The sequence below is a fragment of the Streptomyces sp. NPDC107500 genome (assembly GCF_055582785.1).
In genome coordinates this window covers 398,404-415,769 of record NZ_JBVJPF010000009.1, presented here as the reverse complement: position 1 = coordinate 415,769, position 17,366 = coordinate 398,404, and the positions used below count along the sequence as shown (strand labels likewise).

Genomic DNA, 17,366 nt, shown 5'->3' with positions numbered 1-17,366 from the left:
ATGACCGACGCCCTGGACATCGACCTGGCCCCGGTGGTGGCCGAACAGCCCTTCCCGGTGTTGTTCGCCACGGTCTCCGGCGCCCACCTCTACGGTTTCCCGTCCCGCGACTCGGACGTCGACCTGCGCGGTGTGCACCTGCTGCCCGCCGCCGACCTGGTGGGGCTGCGCGAGCCGGAGGAGACCCGGTCCCGGATGTGGGACCGGGACGGCGTCGAGATGGACCTGGTCACGCACGACCTGCGCAAGTTCGTACGGCTGATGCTCCGGCGCAACGGCTACGTGCTGGAGCAGTTGCTGTCGCCGCTGGTCGTGCACACCACCGAGGCGCACCGGGAGCTGGCCGCGCTCGCCCCGGACGTCCTCACCGGGCATCACGCCCACCACTACCGGGGGTTCGCGCAGACCCAGTGGCGGCTGTTCGAGAAGACCGGCGAGCTGAAGCCGCTGCTGTACACCTTCCGAGTACTGCTCACCGGCATCCACCTGATGCGGTCGGGCGAGGTCCAGCCCCATCTGCCCACCCTGGTCGGAGAGGTGGGCGCGGCCCCGGCGTACCTGCCCGACCTCGTCGCCGCCAAGGCGGAGCGTGAGCACGGGGAGGCCGACGTCGACCACGAGCGGGTGCGCGCCGACGTGGAGCGGCTGCACGGGGTGCTGGACGAGGCGCAGGCGGGGTCAGCGCTGCCCGGTGTCCCCGTCGGGTACGACGTCCTGCACGACTTCGTCGTGAGGGTTCGGCTGGAGGGCTGAGGTGTGGCGGGCCCGGGCGAGGAAGTCCTCGACGCGGCGGCGGTCCGGTTCGGCGGGGAGCGGGGTGTGGCGGGCGGCCTCGTCGTTCTCGTCGGCCAGGCGGGTCATCCGGGTCTCCACCTCCGGCCAGGGGACCTCGCCGCGCTTCACGGCGAGCAGCGACTCGCGCCGGTCGCCGACGTCGATGGTCAGCGTGCCCGTGCGCAGCAGGTCGCGGGCGGACTCCAGGAGGCGCAGGAGGTGCATGGCGTGCTTCCAGCGCGGGGCGCCGTGGGTGCGGACGTCGGCGTCGAGGTTGCGGCGCTGGCCCTGCGCGTAGCGGGTGAACGTCTCGTGGGCGCGGCGGGAGAGGAACGCCTCGCGCAGGGACAGCAGTTCACGGCCCGTGGCGTCGGTGTACTCCACGAGCGGCGAGTGCAGGCACTCCAGGACGTTGGGATTCGCGCGCAGGGCCAGCTCGCAGAACCGCTCCAGCTCCCAGGAGAACTGCTCCTCGGCCGGACCCTCCACATGCTCCGGCGGCTTCTCGAAGCGCCAGAAGAGGTACGTGGGGGCGAGGAAGACGCCCCGGCGGTCGGTGTCGCTGTCCTCCGTCGCCAGACCGAAGGCGCGCGAACCCATGACACAGGCGTAGATCGTGTGGTCGCGCACCAGCAGCTCGGGGTCCATGCCGGGGAGCGTACGCGGGCGCCTCACGCCAGGCGGACCGAATTTCCCTCCACCGTGATCCGCTTCTCGGGCAGCGGTTCGGTCGCCGGCCCCTGCTCCACCGAGCCGTCCGCGACACTGAACCGGCTGTTGTGGCAGGCGCAGTCGATGGTGCCGTCGCGCACGTCCGACACGATGCAGCCCTGATGGGTGCAGACCGCGGAGAACGCCTTGAAGTCGCCCGGTTCCGGCTGGGTCACCACGATCTTCCGCTCCGCGAGGACCCTGCCGCCGCGCACCGGGATGCCGTCCGTCGTCGTCAGCTCCTGGCCCGCGGAGGTCTCGGCGTCCCCGGAGTCGCCGCCGCCGCAGCCGACGGCGAACGCCGCCGCGCCCGCCGAGACGAGGGCCGTACGACGCGTCGGGCCGTGATTCATGGGTCACTCCGGGAGGCGTGGGGGAGGAGATGCCGGTCGGGGCCAGCGTCTCAGGGGGCGGGCGCCCGGGGCCGGTACCCGGCGGGCTGACTAGGCTGGACGGACCAAGAACCGATACACGCGTCAGCAACGTCAGCAAGGAGCATCGCCGTGGCGGTACGAGCGGTCCGGGGCGCCGTCCAACTGGAACGGGACGAGGCGGGGCACATGGACGAGCAGGTCGCCGCCCTGCTGACCGCCATCATGGAGCGCAACGGCCTCTCGGCCGACAGCCTGATCAGCCTGTGGTTCACGGCCACCCCCGATCTGCACAGCGACTTCCCGGCCGCCGCCGCCCGCGGGCTCGGCATCACCGACGGGCCGCTGATCTGCGCCCAGGAGCTGGACATCGAGGGCGCCATGCCCCGCGTAGTCCGGGTCCTCGCCCACATAGAGTCCGACCGGCCCCGCAACGAGATCGCCCACGTCTACCTCGGCGCCGCCGCGGCCCTGCGCAAGGACATCGCCCAGTGAGAACCGCACTCGTCATCGGCACCGGCCTCATCGGCACCTCCGCCGCCCTCGCGCTGACCCAGCGCGGCGTCACCGTCCACCTCTCCGACCACGACCCCGAGCAGGCCCGCACCGCCACCGCGCTCGGCGCCGGCACCGACGAGGCGCCCGAGGGCCCCGTCGACCTGGCGATCGTCGCGGCCCCGCCCGCCCTGGTGGCCGACGTCCTCGCCGAGGCCATGGGACGCGGCGCCGCCCGCGGGTACATCGACGTGGCCAGCGTCAAGGGCGGCCCCCGGCGGGAGCTGGAGGCCCGCGGCCTCGACCTGTCGTCGTACATCGGCACGCACCCCATGTCCGGCCGAGAGAAGTCCGGCCCGCTGGCCGCGACCGGCGACCTCTTCGAGGGCCGCCCCTGGGTGCTGACCCCGACCCGGGACACCGACACCGAGGTGCTGAACCTCGCCCTGGAGCTGATCTCGCACTGCCGCGCGGTGCCGGTGGTGATGGACGCGGACGCCCACGACCGCGCCGTGGCCCTCGTCTCACACATGCCGCACCTGGTCTCCAGCATGGTCGCCGCCCGCCTGGAGCACGCCGAGGAGGCCGCCGTACGGCTGTGCGGCCAGGGCATCCGCGACGTCACCCGGATCGCCGCCTCCGACCCCCGGATGTGGATCGACATCCTCTCCGCGAACCCGGGACCGGTCGCCGACCTGCTCACCGACGTCGCCGCCGACCTGGAGGAGACCGTACGGGCCCTGCGCGCCCTCCAGTCCTCCGACGAGGACAAGCGCCTGGCGGGCGGCACCGGTATCGCCTCGGTGCTGCGGCGCGGCAACGCCGGACAGGTCCGCGTCCCGGGCAAGCACGGCTCCGCCCCGCGGGTCTACGAGACCGTGGCCGTCCTCATCGACGACCAGCCCGGACAGCTGGCCCGCATCTTCGCCGACGCGGGGGTGGCCGGCGTCAACATCGAGGACGTACGCATCGAGCACGCGACCGGCCAGCAGGCGGGTCTGGTGCAGCTCATGGTCGAGCCGAAGGCGGCCGCCGTCCTCACGGCGGCGCTCAAGGACCGGGGCTGGGCCATCCGGCAGTGATCGGGTGGCTCGTACGGCTGTAAGAGGGGCTCCGGGGACCCAGTAACCTTGTGCGGGACGCGCTCGCGTCCCGCACACCACCCACCGCACCGCACCAGGAAGGTGTCCCCTCGTGGAAAACGGCGCCGCCCCGACCGTCCCGGCCGTGATTGTCGCCATCGACGGCCCCTCCGGCACGGGCAAGTCGAGCACGTCGAAGGCCGTGGCCGCGCAGCTCGGCCTGAGCTACCTGGACACCGGTGCCCAGTACCGGGCGATCACGTGGTGGATGGTGACCAACGGCATCGACACCGACGACCCGCACGCCATCGCCGCCGCGGCCGGCAAGCCCGAGATCGTCTCCGGCACCGACCCGCTGGGCCCGGCCATCACCGTCGACGGCGTGGACGCGTCCGGCCCGATCCGCACCCAGGAGGTCACCTCCAAGGTCAGCGCGGTCAGCGCCGTCCCCGAGGTGCGGACCCGGATCACCGAGCTCCAGCGCTCCATCGCCGCCGCCGCGCCGCTCGGCATCGTCGTCGAGGGCCGCGACATCGGCACGACCGTGCTGCCGGACGCCGACCTGAAGATCTTCCTCACCGCCTCCGCCGAGGCCCGCGCCGCCCGCCGCAGCGGCGAGCTGAAGGGCGCCGACGTCAACGCCACCCGCGAGGCCCTGATCAAGCGGGACGCGGCCGACTCCACCCGGAAGACCTCCCCGCTGGCCAAGGCCGGGGACGCGGTCGAGGTGGACACCACCGCCCTCACCCTGCCGCAGGTCATCGAGTGTGTCGTCACCCTCGTCGAGGAGAAGCGGGCGGGGAAGTGACCGAGGTCCCTTCGGCGCGGGGCGCCGAGGTCGGGCGGCGCATCGGCGTCGGCCTGATGTACGGGCTGTGGAAGCCGCGCGTGCTGGGCGCCTGGCGGGTCCCCGCCCGCGGCCCGGTGATCTACGCCGTCAACCACTCGCACAACATCGACGGCCCGATGGTCATGGGCGTGGCGCCCAGGCCGACGCACTTCCTGATCAAGAAGGAGGCGTTCATCGGCCCGCTCGGACGCTTCCTGACCGGCATCGGTCAGCTCAAGGTGGACCGCCACTCCACCGACCGCACGGCCATCGCGCAGGCGCTCGGCGTGCTGGAGAACGGCGGCGTGCTGGGCATCTTCCCGGAGGGCACGCGGGGCGTCGGCGACTTCGCCTCGCTGCGCGCCGGGCTCGCCTACTTCGCGCTCCGCAGCGGCGCCCCGATCGTCCCGGTCGCGGTGCTGGGAAGTACCGACCGTCCCGGACGGTTGATAAAGGCGCTGCCTCCCCTGCGCGCGCGGGTCGACGTCGTCTTCGGCGACCCGTTCGACGCGGGAGACGGCAGCGGACGCCGCACCCGCAAGGCGCTGGACGAGGCCACCGAACGCATCCAGAAGCAGCTGACCGCGCACCTGGAGAACGCCAGGCGGCTCACCACCCGCTAGGCGACACTTGAGTAGTGGATCACCCAGTACAGGGGTGTTCCACCGATCACCACGATGAACGAGGTACGGACTTCATGAACGACCACATCCACTCCGAGGGCTCGGGCGAGGAGCACGACCACGGGGCGCTCGGCGACGCCGAGTACGCGCAGTTCATGGAGCTGGCCGCCGACGAGGGCTTCGACGTCGAGGAGGTCGAGGGCGCGATCGAGGAGGCCGGGCACGGCCCGCTGCCCGTCCTCGCCGTCGTCGGCCGCCCCAATGTCGGCAAGTCGACCCTGGTGAACCGGATCATCGGCCGCCGCGAGGCCGTCGTCGAGGACAAGCCGGGCGTCACCCGCGACCGCGTCACCTACGAGGCCGAGTGGGCGGGCCGCCGCTTCAAGGTCGTCGACACCGGCGGCTGGGAGCAGGACGTCCTCGGCATCGACGCCTCCGTGGCCGCGCAGGCCGAGTACGCCATCGAGGCCGCCGACGCGGTCGTCTTCGTCGTGGACGCCAAGGTCGGCGCCACCGACACCGACGAGGCGGTGGTACGGCTGCTGCGCAAGGCCGGCAAGCCCGTCGTGCTGTGCGCCAACAAGGTGGACGGCCCGAGCGGCGAGGCCGACGCCGCCTACCTGTGGTCGCTGGGCCTGGGCGAGCCGCACCCCGTCTCGGCGCTGCACGGCCGGGGCACCGGCGACATGCTGGACCAGGTCCTGGAGGCCCTGCCCGAGGCGCCGCGCGAGTCCTTCGGCGGCGGCATCGGCGGCCCCCGGCGCATCGCCCTGATCGGCCGCCCGAACGTCGGCAAGTCCTCCCTGCTGAACAAGGTGGCCGGCGAGGAGCGCGTCGTCGTCAACGAACTGGCCGGCACCACCCGCGACCCGGTCGACGAGCTGATCGAACTCGGCGGCGTGACCTGGAAGTTCGTCGACACCGCGGGCATCCGCAAGCGCGTCCACCTCCAGCAGGGCGCCGACTACTACGCCTCGCTGCGCACCGCCGCCGCCGTCGAGAAGGCGGAGGTCGCCGTCATCCTCATCGACGCCTCCGAGTCGATCTCGGTCCAGGACCAGCGGATCGTCACCATGGCCGTCGAGGCGGGCCGCGCGGTCGTCGTCGCCTACAACAAGTGGGACACCCTCGACGAGGAGCGCCGCTACTACCTGGAGCGGGAGATCGAGACCGAGCTGGGCCAGGTGGCGTGGGCGCCCCGGGTCAACGTCTCGGCGCAGACCGGCCGCCACATGGAGAAGCTGGTCCCCGCCATCGAGACCGCGCTGGCCGGCTGGGAGACCCGTGTCCCGACGGGCCGTCTCAACGCCTTCCTCGGCGAGCTGGTCGCCTCCCACCCGCACCCGGTGCGCGGCGGCAAGCAGCCCCGCATCCTCTTCGGCACGCAGGCCGGCACCAAGCCGCCGCGGTTCGTGCTCTTCGCCTCCGGCTTCATCGAGGCGGGCTACCGGCGCTTCATCGAGCGCCGGCTGCGCGAGCAGTTCGGCTTCGACGGGACGCCGATCCACATCTCTGTGCGGGTGCGCGAGAAGCGCGGCGCGAAGAAGAAGTAGCGGTCGCGGTACGCGAGAGAGGGCGACCCCCGGCGGGGGTCGCCCTCTCTCGCGTCCGGCTCGTGGCCGTCAGGCACCCCTGCGCGGGGCCGGTGGCAGCGCCACCGGGACGTGCTGGGTCCCGACCCGCTGCCACACCGACTGCTGGCCGACGCGGGCGCTCTGGGCCCCCGCGCTGTAGGCGCTGTACGAGCCTCTGCCGCACGGGATGCTCCGGAAGGCGGTGAACCCCAGCTCCTCCTCCCCGCTGCGATCGCCGGGCAGCGATCGGAAGGACCTGACGTACTCGGCGTAGAGCGCGTCGTAGATCGGCGTGGCCGAGGGGCCGCCATGGCGGTGGAAGGCGTCGTATGCGTACACGTATGTCCAAACGACCTCACGCTGGAAGGGATGCGGCCCAGGTGGCGGCCGCCGGGCACCCGTGTGAAATCTCCGGTCAGGTTCCCGCCAGCGGCAGCGCCGCCGCGACCAGCTGTCCGCCCGCCGCCGCCTTGTCCAGCGCGTCCCGCAGCAGGTCCTCGCGCGGCTGCCGGCCGATCGAGCCCACCGGCGCCGCGAACATCAGTACCTGCTGGTGCTTGTTGGCCGCCGTACGCCAGCCCTCGGTGACCTGGAGGGGCTGGTGCGCCTGCCACCAGGCCACCGGGCGGCCCCCGTCCGTGCCGGGTTGCAGCACCGCGTGCAGCTGGCCCATGGCGAGCAGCACCGACCAGCCGTGCAGCACGGAGGGCGTGGCGGCCAGCTCGGTGACCGGCATGAAGCCCTGCTCGATCAGCAGCGGCAGGAAGTCGTCCCCGGCCCCCACCGTGCCGGGCCGCGCGATCGGCGCGGTCGGCTCCACCACGAGCGCCGGGTGCAGCTCCCCGGCGATCAGGACCAGACCGCTGGTCACGCCGAGCACCGCCTGCTCGGGGGCCTGCTCGGGCGGTGCGGTCCGCTGCCGCTCGGGCCGGGCGGCCTGGTCGGCGTTGATGGACCGCACGGCGCCCTGGAGCTGCTCCTCGGTGACCTTGACGACCTGCGAGGGCAGGCAGCCGGCGTGGGCGAAGGCGAGGACCGCGGTCTCGTCGCCGATGAAGAGAACGGTGCTGGTGCGCTCCTGCTCGCAGTCGCCCGGGGTGCGACAGGACGTGCAGTCGTAGCTGCCCGGGGCGGACTCCCCGGCGAGCAGGCGGTCGGCTTCTTCGTCGCCGATCTCGGCGCGTACGTCGTCGCTGACGTCGAGCATGCGCGGCACGGGGGGCTCCCTCGGGATGCGGTGCGTGACCGGACCGGGTGGCTCCTGGTCCGTGGTCCGGGCGGGTCCCCGGCTCATGCAGAGACAACGGGCGATCCGTGGCGGGAGTCACGCCCCATGGCCAACGGAATCGAACCATGTGACGCGCGTGATCGTCCCCCGGCCACCTTGGCTGCGGTGCACCCAAGTGACCTGCGGCGGAAGGGGGTTGAGGCCGGACGCGGACCGTGATCGTCGCCGTTTGAAGTCGACAAATCATGAAATCGGTGAATGAATTGGGTGACTGGAAACGGCCGTGGTGCCGGTCGACACTCCGGTCGTGACCACATCGCAATCGGACACGAACAACCAGAAGGCAGAGTTCCGGGTCTAACCGGACGATGAGCAGTCCAGGGAGGAACCGCATCGCATGACGCCGCCGAACCCACCGGCCGCACCGCTGCGCGCCGACTGCGTAGGCGACTCCGCGGGCGGGCTGACCTTCGACGTCGCCGCGCGCGGGAACACCGGGGCGGCCCTGCTCATCCTGCGCCGCCGCGACACCGACGCCGAGGAGACCGTCAGCCTGCCGCTGGCGCCGGCCGCCGAGGGGCTGCTGCGTGCCGCGCTGCCCAGCAGCGTCTCCCTGCCCGAGGGCCGCTGGGACGCCTACGCCGCCCTGTCCGACGGCGAGCCCCGGCGCCTGGTGCCCGGCGTCACCGATCTGCGCTCCCTGGCCGCCCGCACCCCCGGCGGGCTGCTCGGCCACGTCGCCGTCCGGATCCCGTACGCCACCCGCCAGGGCAACCTCACCGTCCGCAGCTGGCTGCGCGCCCCGCACGCGGAGACGGCGGAGCTGGGGCTGGTGAACGGCGGTCTGACCGTGCGCGGGCGCGTGTACGGCACGCAGCCGACCGCCGACGCCCACGCCGAGCTGCGGGCCAGGACCGCCACCGACGGGGAAGGGGGCGGAGTGCGGCGGGTGGACGTCGTCACCGATCGGGCCGACTTCGACTTCACCGTGCGCTACGACACCCTGGCGCCGGGCGACTGGGACCTGTGGCTGCGGCCCGCCGGTGAGTCCGGCCCGGTCGTGCGCCTGGCGCGGCTGCTGGACGACGTCGCCGACAAGCGCCCGGTCCTCACCTATCCCCGCGCGCGGGTGCTCACCCCGGACGGCCCCGTCGAGGCCGGGCCGTACTACACGGACGACAACGACCTGTCGCTCTCCGTCGTCGCGTCCACCCCCTGACCCCCCGCGGGGGAGATGGGGAGAACCTGTGAGCGAGGGGTGGGTTTCCTGTGTCCCATGTTCGATCCGCGTAAGTGATTTCGAAGCCGCCCGCACGTCCGTTCAGGGATGTTCGGGTACGGAATGCGGACCCGGCCGGGGGTGCAATGCGAGCCAATTGCGCCCGCCTATTCGACGGTCCGTCGCGACACGCGGTAATTCACCTCGCCCGCTCGCGAAAGGCGTACGAAACCGTCCGTCCGTGTGACGGAGTTCCCGCAAAACGCGCACCGTGATCCTGTGACAGAAATGTGACCGTAGGTGCATCCGTGCACTGTGTCGGCGGCCTGGGCTTCCCCGGTCCGTGGGCAGGGCATAGCGTGGCCGCATGGCACCGATTCCGACACCCCCGGCCGAACCCCAGGACAGCCCGGACGGCTACGTCGGCCTCGATTCCGACGAGGCCGAGCGGCTGGCGCGCGAGCGCGGCTGGTCGACGGTGCGGTCCCTGGCGCCGGGCACGATCATCACCATGGAGTACCGCGTGGGCCGCCTCAACTTCGAGGTGAAGGACGGCCGCGTGGCCCGGTCCTGGAAGGGCTGAGGCGCGCTCAGCCGCCCGACAGGGGCCGCGCGGCCGGGGCCGTGCTGCGTGGGTGCCGGTCGGAGTGCGGCGGCCGTCGGCTGCCCGCGGGCGTCATCGGCGTACGGTCCGAGCGCGCCGTGTGCGGGCCCGGAGCCAGATGCGCCGGGGCGCGGGTGGTGCGGGGTGAGGCCACCGGCTCGCGGGACGGCGCTTCCTCCCGGCCGGAGACCGGCGGGGTGAGGACCACGGGCGGGCCGGCCGGCCGGCTCGTGGCGTCCTCGCTGCCGCGGCGCGCGTACCAGCGGTCGCGCAGGCCGAGGATCCAGGCCTCGGCGCGGGTGATCAGCGGTTCGAACCAGGGCAGCGCCAGCAGGATCAGCAGTCCGGCCGCCCAGCCGAGGAGCACGTCGCTCAGCCAGTGCGTGCCGAGGTAGACGGTGGACATGCCCACCCCGAGCGAGGTGACCGCCATCAGGGCCGACAGCCAGCGCCGCGCCCTCGGCGTCGAGGCCAGGTAGGCCAGGATGCCCCAGGTCACGACGGCGTTCGCGGTGTGACCGCTCGGAAATATATCGCCGCCGAGCCACATCTCGTTGGAGCCGATCGTGGTCGCGTAGTGCGGTCCCAGCCGGCCCATGCCGTACTTGGCGGCACCGACCGTGACGTTCAGCAGGAGCAGGGAGGCGCCGAGCGCGAGCAGCGGGCGCAGGGTGTGCTGCCGCCAGGAGCGCCAGCCCAGCCAGGCCGCGACCATCACGGCGGTGGGGCCGCGCTGGCCCAGTACGACGTAGTAGTCGACGAAGGCGTGGATCTCCGGCCACTGCTGGTAGGGCCGGAAGAACATGACCTGCCAGTCGAGCCGGACCAGCCACGAGCTGATCAGCACGGCCCACACGATCGCGAGGTAGAACGCGAGGGTTCCGGCGAACAGCGCGATCCTGTGCCGGCTCATCTCCGGCACGGCCAGGAGCGCCGGTCGTTCCGGCTCCCGGTCCAGTCTCGCGAACACCCGGTCCAGACGGGTGAGCTTCCGTTCGGTACGCACCCAATCGACGTTACAGCGAGTGAGGAGTGATCCCGGCCGAATCAACGGGTTTGTGATGACGATGTGATGTGGGATTCCTCTCAGGCGGCGCTTTATTTCCGGCGAATGCGCAATCCCCGCGGGTCGTGGGCTTCAATTCCTTTGATCGGCCCGGTCGACGGTTTTATCGTGCTTATGAATTAGTTAACCGAATGCTGGTACGGAATTCTCCCGGCGGCCACCGGGTGCCCGCGGCCGGTCAGGGCGGTCCCGACCCGTTCAGCCAGAACGCCCCGTACACCGCCGACACCACCGCGAGACCCCCCACGACAAGCGCTGACCTGCGCGTTCGCTGCTCGGCCAGGGCCACGGCGAGGGGCAGCAGCAGGGGGAAGGCGGGCAGCAGCAGCCGGGGCTTGGATCCGAAGTAGCTCGACGCGCACAGGGCGAGCACCACGACGAGGCCCGTGTACACCAGCAGCGCGAGCGGCTGGCGCCGCCGTACGCACACCACGTAGAGCCAGACCAGCAGCGCGACCCCGACGATCAGTCCGACGCCCGCCATGGCCCCCGGGAACGACGTGAACTTCCCGGCCACGAAGCGGGCGAAGGCCGCGCCCCCGTCGAAGCCGTTGCGCCAGCCGGCCTGCACGTCGAGATAGCCGAGCGGGCCCCCGCCGGTGCGGTGGCCGACCCACAGCACGTAGCCGGCGGCGCCCAGGGGCGCGAGGAGCATGCCGAGCACGCGCCGTGCGCCGTCGCCGGGGGCGCGCTCGGGCCGGCGGGCGCCGTCCGGGACGGCACCGCTCCGGGTTCGCACGAATGCCGTCACCGCGGCCACCCACACCGCCGCCGTCACCGCGAGCCCCACCGGCCGGGTCAGCCCGGCCAGCGCGGCCAGCGTCCCCGCCGTCACCCAGCGCCCGGTCAGCACCGCGTACAGCGACCAGGCGGCCAGCGCCGTGAAGAGGGACTCGCTGTACGCCATCGACTGCACGACCGCGACCGGCAGCACCGCCCACAGCAGCACGGCGCAGACGCCGGCGCGGCGGCCGTACAGGTGCTCCGCCACCGCGAAGATCCCCCAGGCCGCGGCGAGCGAGGCGAGCAGGCTCACGACGAACCCGGCATCCGCGTACGACAGGGGCGTCACCGCCGCCCCGAGCCGCTCCAGCCACGGCAGCAGCGGGAAGAACGCCAGGTTGGAATGGACGTCCCCGTTGGGCAGCCGCACCTCGTAGCCGTACCCCAGCTCGGCGACCCTCGTGTACCAGACGGAGTCCCAGCGGGCCGTCAGCAGCGTGTACGCGCTCTTGTCGCGGGCGGCGCTCCACAGGGCCAGGGCGAGCAGGCCGAGGGCGCGTACGGCCGCGTAGCCCAGGAGCGCCGGGGCGGCCCGGCGCAGGGCACCGGGGCGGTCCGCGGCGCGCGTGTCAAGATCGGTCACGGGCTCGATTATCAGCCGTGCGGGGCGGCGGCCCGTCGGCCGGGGCGGGCGGAACCGCGGCCGCGGAGGCACATGCCGCACAGGTCACGCGGGATGTGTGAGGCCCGCCACATGTGCGCTGCGCGCTCTCGCGTAATCTGGCCAGTCACTCGCGTTCCGTTGCACGGCCCGGAGACCTCCGCTCCTCTCCGGCGACCCGCAGGGGAGTCCCCACCCCGCGCAGCCCGCCGGACGCGAGGGAACATGGAGGTACGTACATGTCCGGTACGACCACGGCCGCCGTCGAGCTGCGCCGTCGGGCTGCCGGGGCCGGTGCCAACCGCTGGGTGGTCCTGGTCGTCCTCTGCGTCAGCCTGCTGCTCGTCGCCGTGGACGCCACGGTCCTCCACGTGGCGGTTCCCGCCGTCACCGAGGACCTCAGGCCCGGTGCGATCGAGCTGCTCTGGATCGTCGACATCTATCCGCTGGTCTGCGCCTCGCTGCTGATCCTCTTCGGCACGCTGGGTGACCGGGTGGGCCGCAGACGGATCCTGCTGCTCGGCTACGCGCTCTTCGGCGTCGCCTCCGCGCTGGCGGCCCTCGCCGACAACGCCCAGGTCCTGATCATGGCCCGGGCGCTGCTCGGGGTCGGCGGCGCGATGATCATGCCCGCGACGCTGTCGATCCTGCGCCAGGTCTTTCCCGACCGGCGGGAGCGGGCGCTGGCCATCGGCATCTGGAGCGCGGTGGCCGCGGTCGGCGCGGCGGTCGGGCCGCTGCTCGGCGGGTTCCTCCTGGAGCACTTCTGGTGGGGCTCGGTCTTCCTCGTCAACATCCCGCTGATGCTGGTCAGCCTGCCGGTGGGGCGGCTGCTGCTGCCCGAGTCGAAGGGCGACGGGCGCGGGCCCTGGGACGTGGTCGGCGCGCTGATGGCGGCGGCCGGTCTCTTCGGGGTCGTCCTGGGCGTGAAGCGGCTGGGCGGCGGCGAACCGGTGGCCAGCCTGTTCACCGTGGTGCCGCTGGTGCTGGGCGCGGCCCTGCTGGTCGGGTTCGTACGGCGGCAGCGGCGGCGTACGCATCCGCTGGTGGACCTGGAGATGTTCCGGCGGCCGGCCTTCAGTACGTCGGTGGGGTGCATCGTGCTGGCCATGCTGGCGCTGGTGGGCCTGGAGCTGATCGCGGCGCAGTACCTGCAACTGGTGCTCGGCCTGTCGCCGCTGGAGACCGGGCTGCGGCTGCTGCCGCTGACCTTCGCGGCGATGGCGGCGGGGCTGGCGGGAGCGCGGATGCTGCGGCGGTTCGGGCCGCGGCGGATGGTGTGCGCGGGGTTCTGCCTGACGGCCTTCGCGGTGGTGCTGCTGACGGGGCTGGGGCGGAGCGACAACTGCGCGCTGATGCTGTCCGGGTTCGTGCTGCTCGGGTTCGGTCTGGAGACGACGCTGTTCGGCGCGTACGAGTCGATGCTGAGTGAGGCGCCTCAGGAGCAGGCGGGTGGGGCGGCGGCGATAGGCGAGACGTCGTACCAGCTCGGGGCCGGGATCGGGATCGCGCTGCTGGGGAGCGTGATGAACGCGGCGTACGGGCCCGGGGTGACGGGGGGAGTGCCGGGGGTGCCGTCGTCGGCGTCTTCGGCGGCGGGGCATTCGCTGGGGGAGGCGTACGAGGTCGCCGCGCAGCTGGGTGGGGCTGCGGGGGTCGCGCTGCGGCGGGCCGCGGGGGACGCGTTCGTGCACGGGCTGCATGTGACGTTGGTGGTGAGTGCGGGTTTGTTGTTGCTGGGCGCCGTGATGGCGTTGCGGTTGCCGCGGGCGATGCAGTGCGAGGAGCCGGTGTCGGTGCCCGCGCCGCGGGACGCCGCGGAGTCACGCGTCTCGGTGTGACCGCGACCCGTCTCCCACCCACGCACCACCCGTTCACCGTCAGAAGCGAGGTGAACGTCGCCCGTGGGGGTGCACCGCCATCGGCGGCCGCGGGTGGACAGGAACCACCCACCCACCGCTAGCCGCCGACGACGCCGCACTCCCACGGGCGACGTCCACTCCTATGTTGGCGGTGAACGGGTGGTGCGTGGGTGGGAGACAGGGTGGACGTGCGCCACACTGCCGCGTAACGTCGGCGTCGAGCCGTAACTAGCACTGCTAGTTTTATCGTCCCGGAGGGTGTCCCATGGCCTCGTCCCCCAAGCTGCCCGCCTTCGACCCCGTCGACCCCCTCGGTATCGACGACCTCCTGGACCCGGAGGACCTGGCGATCCGGGACACCGTGCGGGACTGGGCCGCCGACCGCGTGCTGCCGTACGTCGCCGACTGGTACGAGCGGGGCGAGCTGCCCGGCATCCGGGAACTCGCGCGCGAACTCGGCGGCATCGGCGCGCTCGGCATGTCGCTGGAGGGCTATGGCTGCGCCGGCGCCACCGCCGTGCAGTACGGCCTCGCCTGCCTGGAGCTGGAGGCGGCCGACTCCGGCATCCGCTCCCTGGTCTCCGTGCAGGGCTCCCTCGCCATGTACGCCATCCACCGCTTCGGCAGCGAGGACCAGAAGCGGGCCTGGCTGCCGCGCATGGCCGCTGGCGAAGTCATCGGGTGCTTCGGGCTGACCGAGCCCGATCACGGGTCCGACCCGGCCAACATGCGCACCCACGCCAAGCGGGACGGCGGCGGGGACTGGATCCTCAACGGCCGCAAGATGTGGATCACGAACGGGTCGGTGGCCGGCGTGGCCGTCGTCTGGGCGCAGACCGAGGAGGGCATCCGGGGGTTCGTGGTGCCGACCGACAGCCCCGGTTTCTCCGCCCCCGAGATCAAGCACAAGTGGTCCCTGCGGGCCAGCGTCACCAGCGAGCTGGTCCTGGACGACGTACGACTGCCCGCCGACGCCGTACTGCCGGAGGTCACCGGGCTGCGCGGACCGCTCGGCTGTCTCACCCACGCCCGCTACGGCATCGTGTGGGGTTCGATGGGCGCGGCCCGCAGCTCCTTCGAGGCGGCCGTGGAGTACGCGAAGTCGCGGGAGCAGTTCGGGCGGCCCATCGGAGGCTTCCAGCTGACCCAGGCCAAGCTCGCCGACATGGCGGTCGAACTGCACAAGGGGATCCTGCTCGCCCACCACCTCGGGCGGCGCATGGACGCCGGCCGGCTCCGTCCCGAGCAGGTCAGCTTCGGCAAGCTCAACAACGTGCGCGAGGCCATCGACATCTGCCGCACGGCCCGCACGATCCTCGGCGCCAACGGGATCTCCCTCGAATACCCCGTCATGCGGCACGCGACGAACCTGGAATCGGTGCTCACCTACGAGGGCACCGTCGAGATGCACCAACTGGTGCTGGGCAAGGCGCTCACCGGACTCGACGCCTTCCGGTAGACGGGTCAGGTCCCGGCGGAGTCCGGCGTGGGGCGGGCGGGGCCGTGGTGAACGGCCCCGCCTCAGCTCTGGTTGAAGAAACCGTCGGAACGGTGCGCGGCGGGCTCGCCGCTGATGACCTGGGTGTCGGCCGGGCTGAGCAGGAACACCCGGGTGGACACCCGCTCGATCGAACCACGCAGGCCGAAGATGAGCCCGGCGGCGAAGTCGACGACGCGCTTGGCGTCGGTCGCCTCCATGGCCGTCAGGTTCATGATGACCGGGACCCCCTCCCGGAACAGCTCGCCGATGGACCGTGCGTCCCGGAAGCTGTCCGGGGTGACGGTCGCGATGCGGCGGCCCTTCTCCTCGGCCACGTCCGAGGCCACCTTGACCCGCGGGTCCGTGACCCAGGCGTCCCCGGACTCGGTGCCCTCGGAGTAGTCGTCGTCGTAGTAGCGCTCGTCATCGTTGTCGTCGACGAGGCCGAGCCACGCACTCGCCTTGCGTACCGATCCCATGGACGCCTCCTCTCACAGCGGTCTTTCGTGCTTCCGCATCCCTATGGTCATCCATGATGCGGACGTCGCGCCAAGTGGATAGACGCCGCCCGGGGGGTTTGTGACGGTACTGGTGCACAGCGAATCCGTCGAGAGTCCTTGTGTCCCAAGGGTCGTTTCCCAAACGGCTGCTGACTGTGAGTGAAATATGATTCTTCGCGGCGGACGGGTGAGGCGGGGTGCGTACGGGTGAACGAGGGCTCGGTACGATGCCGCAGCTCAGCGTCGTACCAACCACGGGGGAGTGTCGTGTTCGGAATCGTCAGGCCCTGCAGGCACCGGCTCGGAGAGAGCCTCACGAGCCAGTGGATGGCGCATCTGTGCGGATTGTGTCTCGCTCTGCGCAAGGACCACGGGCAGTTCGCGCGGATCGTGACGAACTATGACGGGCTTCTCATATCGGTTTTGACGGAGGCTCAGGCCGGAAGCGGTGGTGCGGGGGCGGGGCGGCGCACCGCCGGGCCCTGTCCGCTGCGCGGGATGCGTACCGCGTCCGTCGCGCACGGCGAGGGGGCCCGGCTGGCGGCGGCCGTCTCGCTGGTGCTGGCCTCGGCCAAGGTGCGCGACCATGTCGCCGACGGGGACGGCCTGCTGGCGCGCCGTCCGGTGGCCCTCGCCGCCCGCCGGGTCGCCACGGGCTGGGACGCGGCGGGAGCGCGCGGCGGCAGTGCCGTCGGGTTCGACACGGCCGTCCTGGTCGACGCCGTGGACCGGCAGGGCGGCATCGAGGCACTCGCCGGGCCCGGCACACCGCTGCTCACGGTCACCGAGCCGACCGAGACCGCCACCGCCGCCGCCTTCGCGCACACCGCGCACCTCGCCGGCCGCCCGCACAACGCCGAGCCGCTCGCCGAGGCCGGGCGCCTCTTCGGCCGGCTCGCCCATCTCCTGGACGCCGTGGAGGACCGGGAGGCCGACGCCGCGTCCGGCGCCTGGAACCCGCTCGCCGCGACCGGGACCCCGCTCACCGAGGCCCGGCGGCTCGCCGACGACGCGGTGCACGGGGTGCGGCTGGCCCTGCGCGAGGCGGAGTTCGGCGACGGACGGCTCGTGCACCGGCTGCTCGTGCACGAGTTGGGCAACTCCGTCGACCGGGCGTTCGGCACCGTGTCGTGCGCCCACGGCGGCCATCCGTACGCCCCTCCCGGCACCCCGGGCGCACCCGGTGGCCCCGGTGGGCCGACGCCCCCGGAACCGCCCCGACGCGACCGGCGGGGGCTGCTCGCGGGGTGCGCCGTGTGGGTGGGGCTGGCCTGTACGTGCCAGATGTGCTGCGGCACCTACCACGACCCGTGGAGCGGGGAACGCAAGGAGGGCTCGTGCACCAACTGCGACTGCGGCGGGTGCGACGGATGTTGCAGCTGCTGCGACTGCTGCAGCAACTGCTGTGACGGCGACGGGTGCGGATGCGACGGCTGCGACTGCGGGTGCAGCTGCTGAGTGATGCGAGGGGAAGGGGCGCGCGGGTGTGAAGGCGGGAGACGGAACGTCAGACCCGCTCAGGAAACGGCGGGTTCGGGAGGCCGGGGCCGGGCAGGGGGTCGGC

The 17,366-nt window shown here is 72.4% G+C and carries 18 protein-coding genes; 11 read left to right on the top strand and 7 right to left on the bottom strand.

Translation table 11 applies throughout. The features are described 5' to 3' along the window. Complete coding sequence (locus ACZ67M_RS33880; protein ID WP_469853919.1) at positions 1 to 753, top strand: nucleotidyltransferase domain-containing protein; 753 nt, start codon at positions 1 to 3, stop codon at positions 751 to 753. Here the strand turns inward: ACZ67M_RS33880 and ACZ67M_RS33875 are convergent. Continuing rightward, a complete protein-coding gene (locus tag ACZ67M_RS33875) occupies positions 679 to 1,422 on the bottom strand; it encodes a nucleotidyltransferase domain-containing protein (RefSeq protein WP_469853918.1) in 744 nt (247 codons plus the stop codon). The genes ACZ67M_RS33880 and ACZ67M_RS33875 overlap by 75 nt on opposite strands. Before the next feature lie 23 nt (positions 1,423 to 1,445). Beyond that, on the bottom strand, positions 1,446 to 1,838 hold the full coding sequence (locus tag ACZ67M_RS33870; protein ID WP_392239398.1) for a Rieske (2Fe-2S) protein: 393 nt from the start codon (positions 1,836 to 1,838) through the stop codon (positions 1,446 to 1,448). A 150-nt stretch (positions 1,839 to 1,988) separates the two neighbouring features. Between ACZ67M_RS33870 and aroH the strand changes: the two genes are divergently transcribed. From aroH to der, 5 genes are all read left to right on the top strand, one after another. After that, the gene (gene aroH, locus ACZ67M_RS33865; protein WP_469853917.1) at positions 1,989 to 2,351 is read left to right on the top strand and encodes a chorismate mutase; all 363 of its coding nucleotides are present in this window, start codon (positions 1,989 to 1,991) and stop codon (positions 2,349 to 2,351) included. Continuing rightward, positions 2,348 to 3,433, top strand: coding sequence for a prephenate dehydrogenase (locus ACZ67M_RS33860; RefSeq protein WP_361360498.1), 1,086 nt, complete (start codon positions 2,348 to 2,350; stop codon positions 3,431 to 3,433). Before aroH ends, ACZ67M_RS33860 begins: the two co-directional genes overlap by 4 nt. A gap of 112 nt (positions 3,434 to 3,545) precedes the next feature. Beyond that, positions 3,546 to 4,241 (top strand): (d)CMP kinase, encoded by a 696-nt coding sequence (gene cmk, locus ACZ67M_RS33855; protein ID WP_361360500.1) that lies wholly within the window; start codon positions 3,546 to 3,548, stop codon positions 4,239 to 4,241. Then, complete coding sequence (locus ACZ67M_RS33850) at positions 4,238 to 4,885, top strand: lysophospholipid acyltransferase family protein (RefSeq protein WP_122617420.1); 648 nt, start codon at positions 4,238 to 4,240, stop codon at positions 4,883 to 4,885. Before cmk ends, ACZ67M_RS33850 begins: the two co-directional genes overlap by 4 nt. Positions 4,886 to 4,959: 74 nt before the next feature. Then, positions 4,960 to 6,438 (top strand): ribosome biogenesis GTPase Der, encoded by a 1,479-nt coding sequence (gene der / locus ACZ67M_RS33845; protein WP_361360502.1) that lies wholly within the window; start codon positions 4,960 to 4,962, stop codon positions 6,436 to 6,438. Positions 6,439 to 6,507: 69 nt separating this feature from the next. Here der and ACZ67M_RS33840 read toward each other — a convergent pair whose 3' ends face one another. Both ACZ67M_RS33840 and ACZ67M_RS33835 read right to left on the bottom strand, forming a co-directional pair. After that, a complete protein-coding gene (locus ACZ67M_RS33840) occupies positions 6,508 to 6,798 on the bottom strand; it encodes a hypothetical protein (protein WP_469853916.1) in 291 nt (96 codons plus the stop codon). 76 nt (positions 6,799 to 6,874) lie between these two features. After that, complete coding sequence (locus tag ACZ67M_RS33835) at positions 6,875 to 7,675, bottom strand: hypothetical protein (RefSeq protein WP_361360504.1); 801 nt, start codon at positions 7,673 to 7,675, stop codon at positions 6,875 to 6,877. A 409-nt stretch (positions 7,676 to 8,084) separates the two neighbouring features. Between ACZ67M_RS33835 and ACZ67M_RS33830 the strand changes: the two genes are divergently transcribed. Further along, positions 8,085 to 8,906, top strand: a complete 822-nt coding sequence (locus ACZ67M_RS33830; protein WP_392104893.1) for a hypothetical protein — start codon at positions 8,085 to 8,087, stop codon at positions 8,904 to 8,906. A gap of 367 nt (positions 8,907 to 9,273) precedes the next feature. Next, positions 9,274 to 9,489, top strand: coding sequence for an I78 family peptidase inhibitor (locus ACZ67M_RS33825; protein ID WP_161327356.1), 216 nt, complete (start codon positions 9,274 to 9,276; stop codon positions 9,487 to 9,489). 7 nt (positions 9,490 to 9,496) lie between these two features. Here the strand turns inward: ACZ67M_RS33825 and ACZ67M_RS33820 are convergent, their stop codons facing one another. Both ACZ67M_RS33820 and ACZ67M_RS33815 read right to left on the bottom strand, forming a co-directional pair. Beyond that, the gene (locus tag ACZ67M_RS33820) at positions 9,497 to 10,516 is read right to left on the bottom strand and encodes a phosphatase PAP2 family protein (RefSeq protein ID WP_469853915.1); all 1,020 of its coding nucleotides are present in this window, start codon (positions 10,514 to 10,516) and stop codon (positions 9,497 to 9,499) included. Between the two features lie 238 nt (positions 10,517 to 10,754). After that, complete coding sequence (locus ACZ67M_RS33815; RefSeq protein ID WP_469853914.1) at positions 10,755 to 11,942, bottom strand: mannosyltransferase family protein; 1,188 nt, start codon at positions 11,940 to 11,942, stop codon at positions 10,755 to 10,757. Positions 11,943 to 12,199: 257 nt separating this feature from the next. Between ACZ67M_RS33815 and ACZ67M_RS33810 the strand changes: the two genes are divergently transcribed. Both ACZ67M_RS33810 and ACZ67M_RS33805 read left to right on the top strand, forming a co-directional pair. Beyond that, positions 12,200 to 13,801 (top strand): MFS transporter, encoded by a 1,602-nt coding sequence (locus ACZ67M_RS33810; RefSeq protein WP_392013938.1) that lies wholly within the window; start codon positions 12,200 to 12,202, stop codon positions 13,799 to 13,801. 286 nt (positions 13,802 to 14,087) lie between these two features. Beyond that, positions 14,088 to 15,281 carry an acyl-CoA dehydrogenase family protein gene (locus ACZ67M_RS33805; protein ID WP_450733791.1) on the top strand — a complete coding sequence of 398 codons (1,194 nt, stop codon included), beginning with the start codon at positions 14,088 to 14,090 and terminating at the stop codon, positions 15,279 to 15,281. A 62-nt stretch (positions 15,282 to 15,343) separates the two neighbouring features. Here ACZ67M_RS33805 and ACZ67M_RS33800 read toward each other — a convergent pair whose 3' ends face one another. Further along, positions 15,344 to 15,781: a cell division protein SepF gene (locus ACZ67M_RS33800; RefSeq protein WP_122617409.1), complete on the bottom strand. Its 438-nt coding sequence runs from the start codon at positions 15,779 to 15,781 to the stop codon at positions 15,344 to 15,346. Positions 15,782 to 16,069: 288 nt separating this feature from the next. Here ACZ67M_RS33800 and ACZ67M_RS33795 point away from each other — a divergent pair, with 288 nt between their 5' ends. Further along, the gene (locus ACZ67M_RS33795) at positions 16,070 to 17,260 is read left to right on the top strand and encodes a DUF5685 family protein (protein ID WP_385797350.1); all 1,191 of its coding nucleotides are present in this window, start codon (positions 16,070 to 16,072) and stop codon (positions 17,258 to 17,260) included. Positions 17,261 to 17,366 lie beyond the last annotated feature (106 nt).

Bases quoted from the DNA above. Each gene is read 5' to 3' on its own strand.
- ACZ67M_RS33870 (WP_392239398.1), bottom strand. From the start codon at position 1,838: ATGAATCACGGCCCGACGCGTCGTACGGCCCTCGTCTCGGCGGGCGCG.
- ACZ67M_RS33880 (WP_469853919.1), top strand. From the start codon at position 1: ATGACCGACGCCCTGGACATCGACCTGGCCCCGGTGGTGGCCGAACAG.
- ACZ67M_RS33805 (WP_450733791.1), top strand. From the start codon at position 14,088: ATGGCCTCGTCCCCCAAGCTGCCCGCCTTCGACCCCGTCGACCCCCTC.
- ACZ67M_RS33825 (WP_161327356.1), top strand. From the start codon at position 9,274: ATGGCACCGATTCCGACACCCCCGGCCGAACCCCAGGACAGCCCGGAC.
- ACZ67M_RS33830 (WP_392104893.1), top strand. From the start codon at position 8,085: ATGACGCCGCCGAACCCACCGGCCGCACCGCTGCGCGCCGACTGCGTA.
- ACZ67M_RS33875 (WP_469853918.1), bottom strand. From the start codon at position 1,422: ATGGACCCCGAGCTGCTGGTGCGCGACCACACGATCTACGCCTGTGTC.
- ACZ67M_RS33800 (WP_122617409.1), bottom strand. From the start codon at position 15,781: ATGGGATCGGTACGCAAGGCGAGTGCGTGGCTCGGCCTCGTCGACGAC.
- der (WP_361360502.1), top strand. From the start codon at position 4,960: ATGAACGACCACATCCACTCCGAGGGCTCGGGCGAGGAGCACGACCAC.
- ACZ67M_RS33810 (WP_392013938.1), top strand. From the start codon at position 12,200: ATGTCCGGTACGACCACGGCCGCCGTCGAGCTGCGCCGTCGGGCTGCC.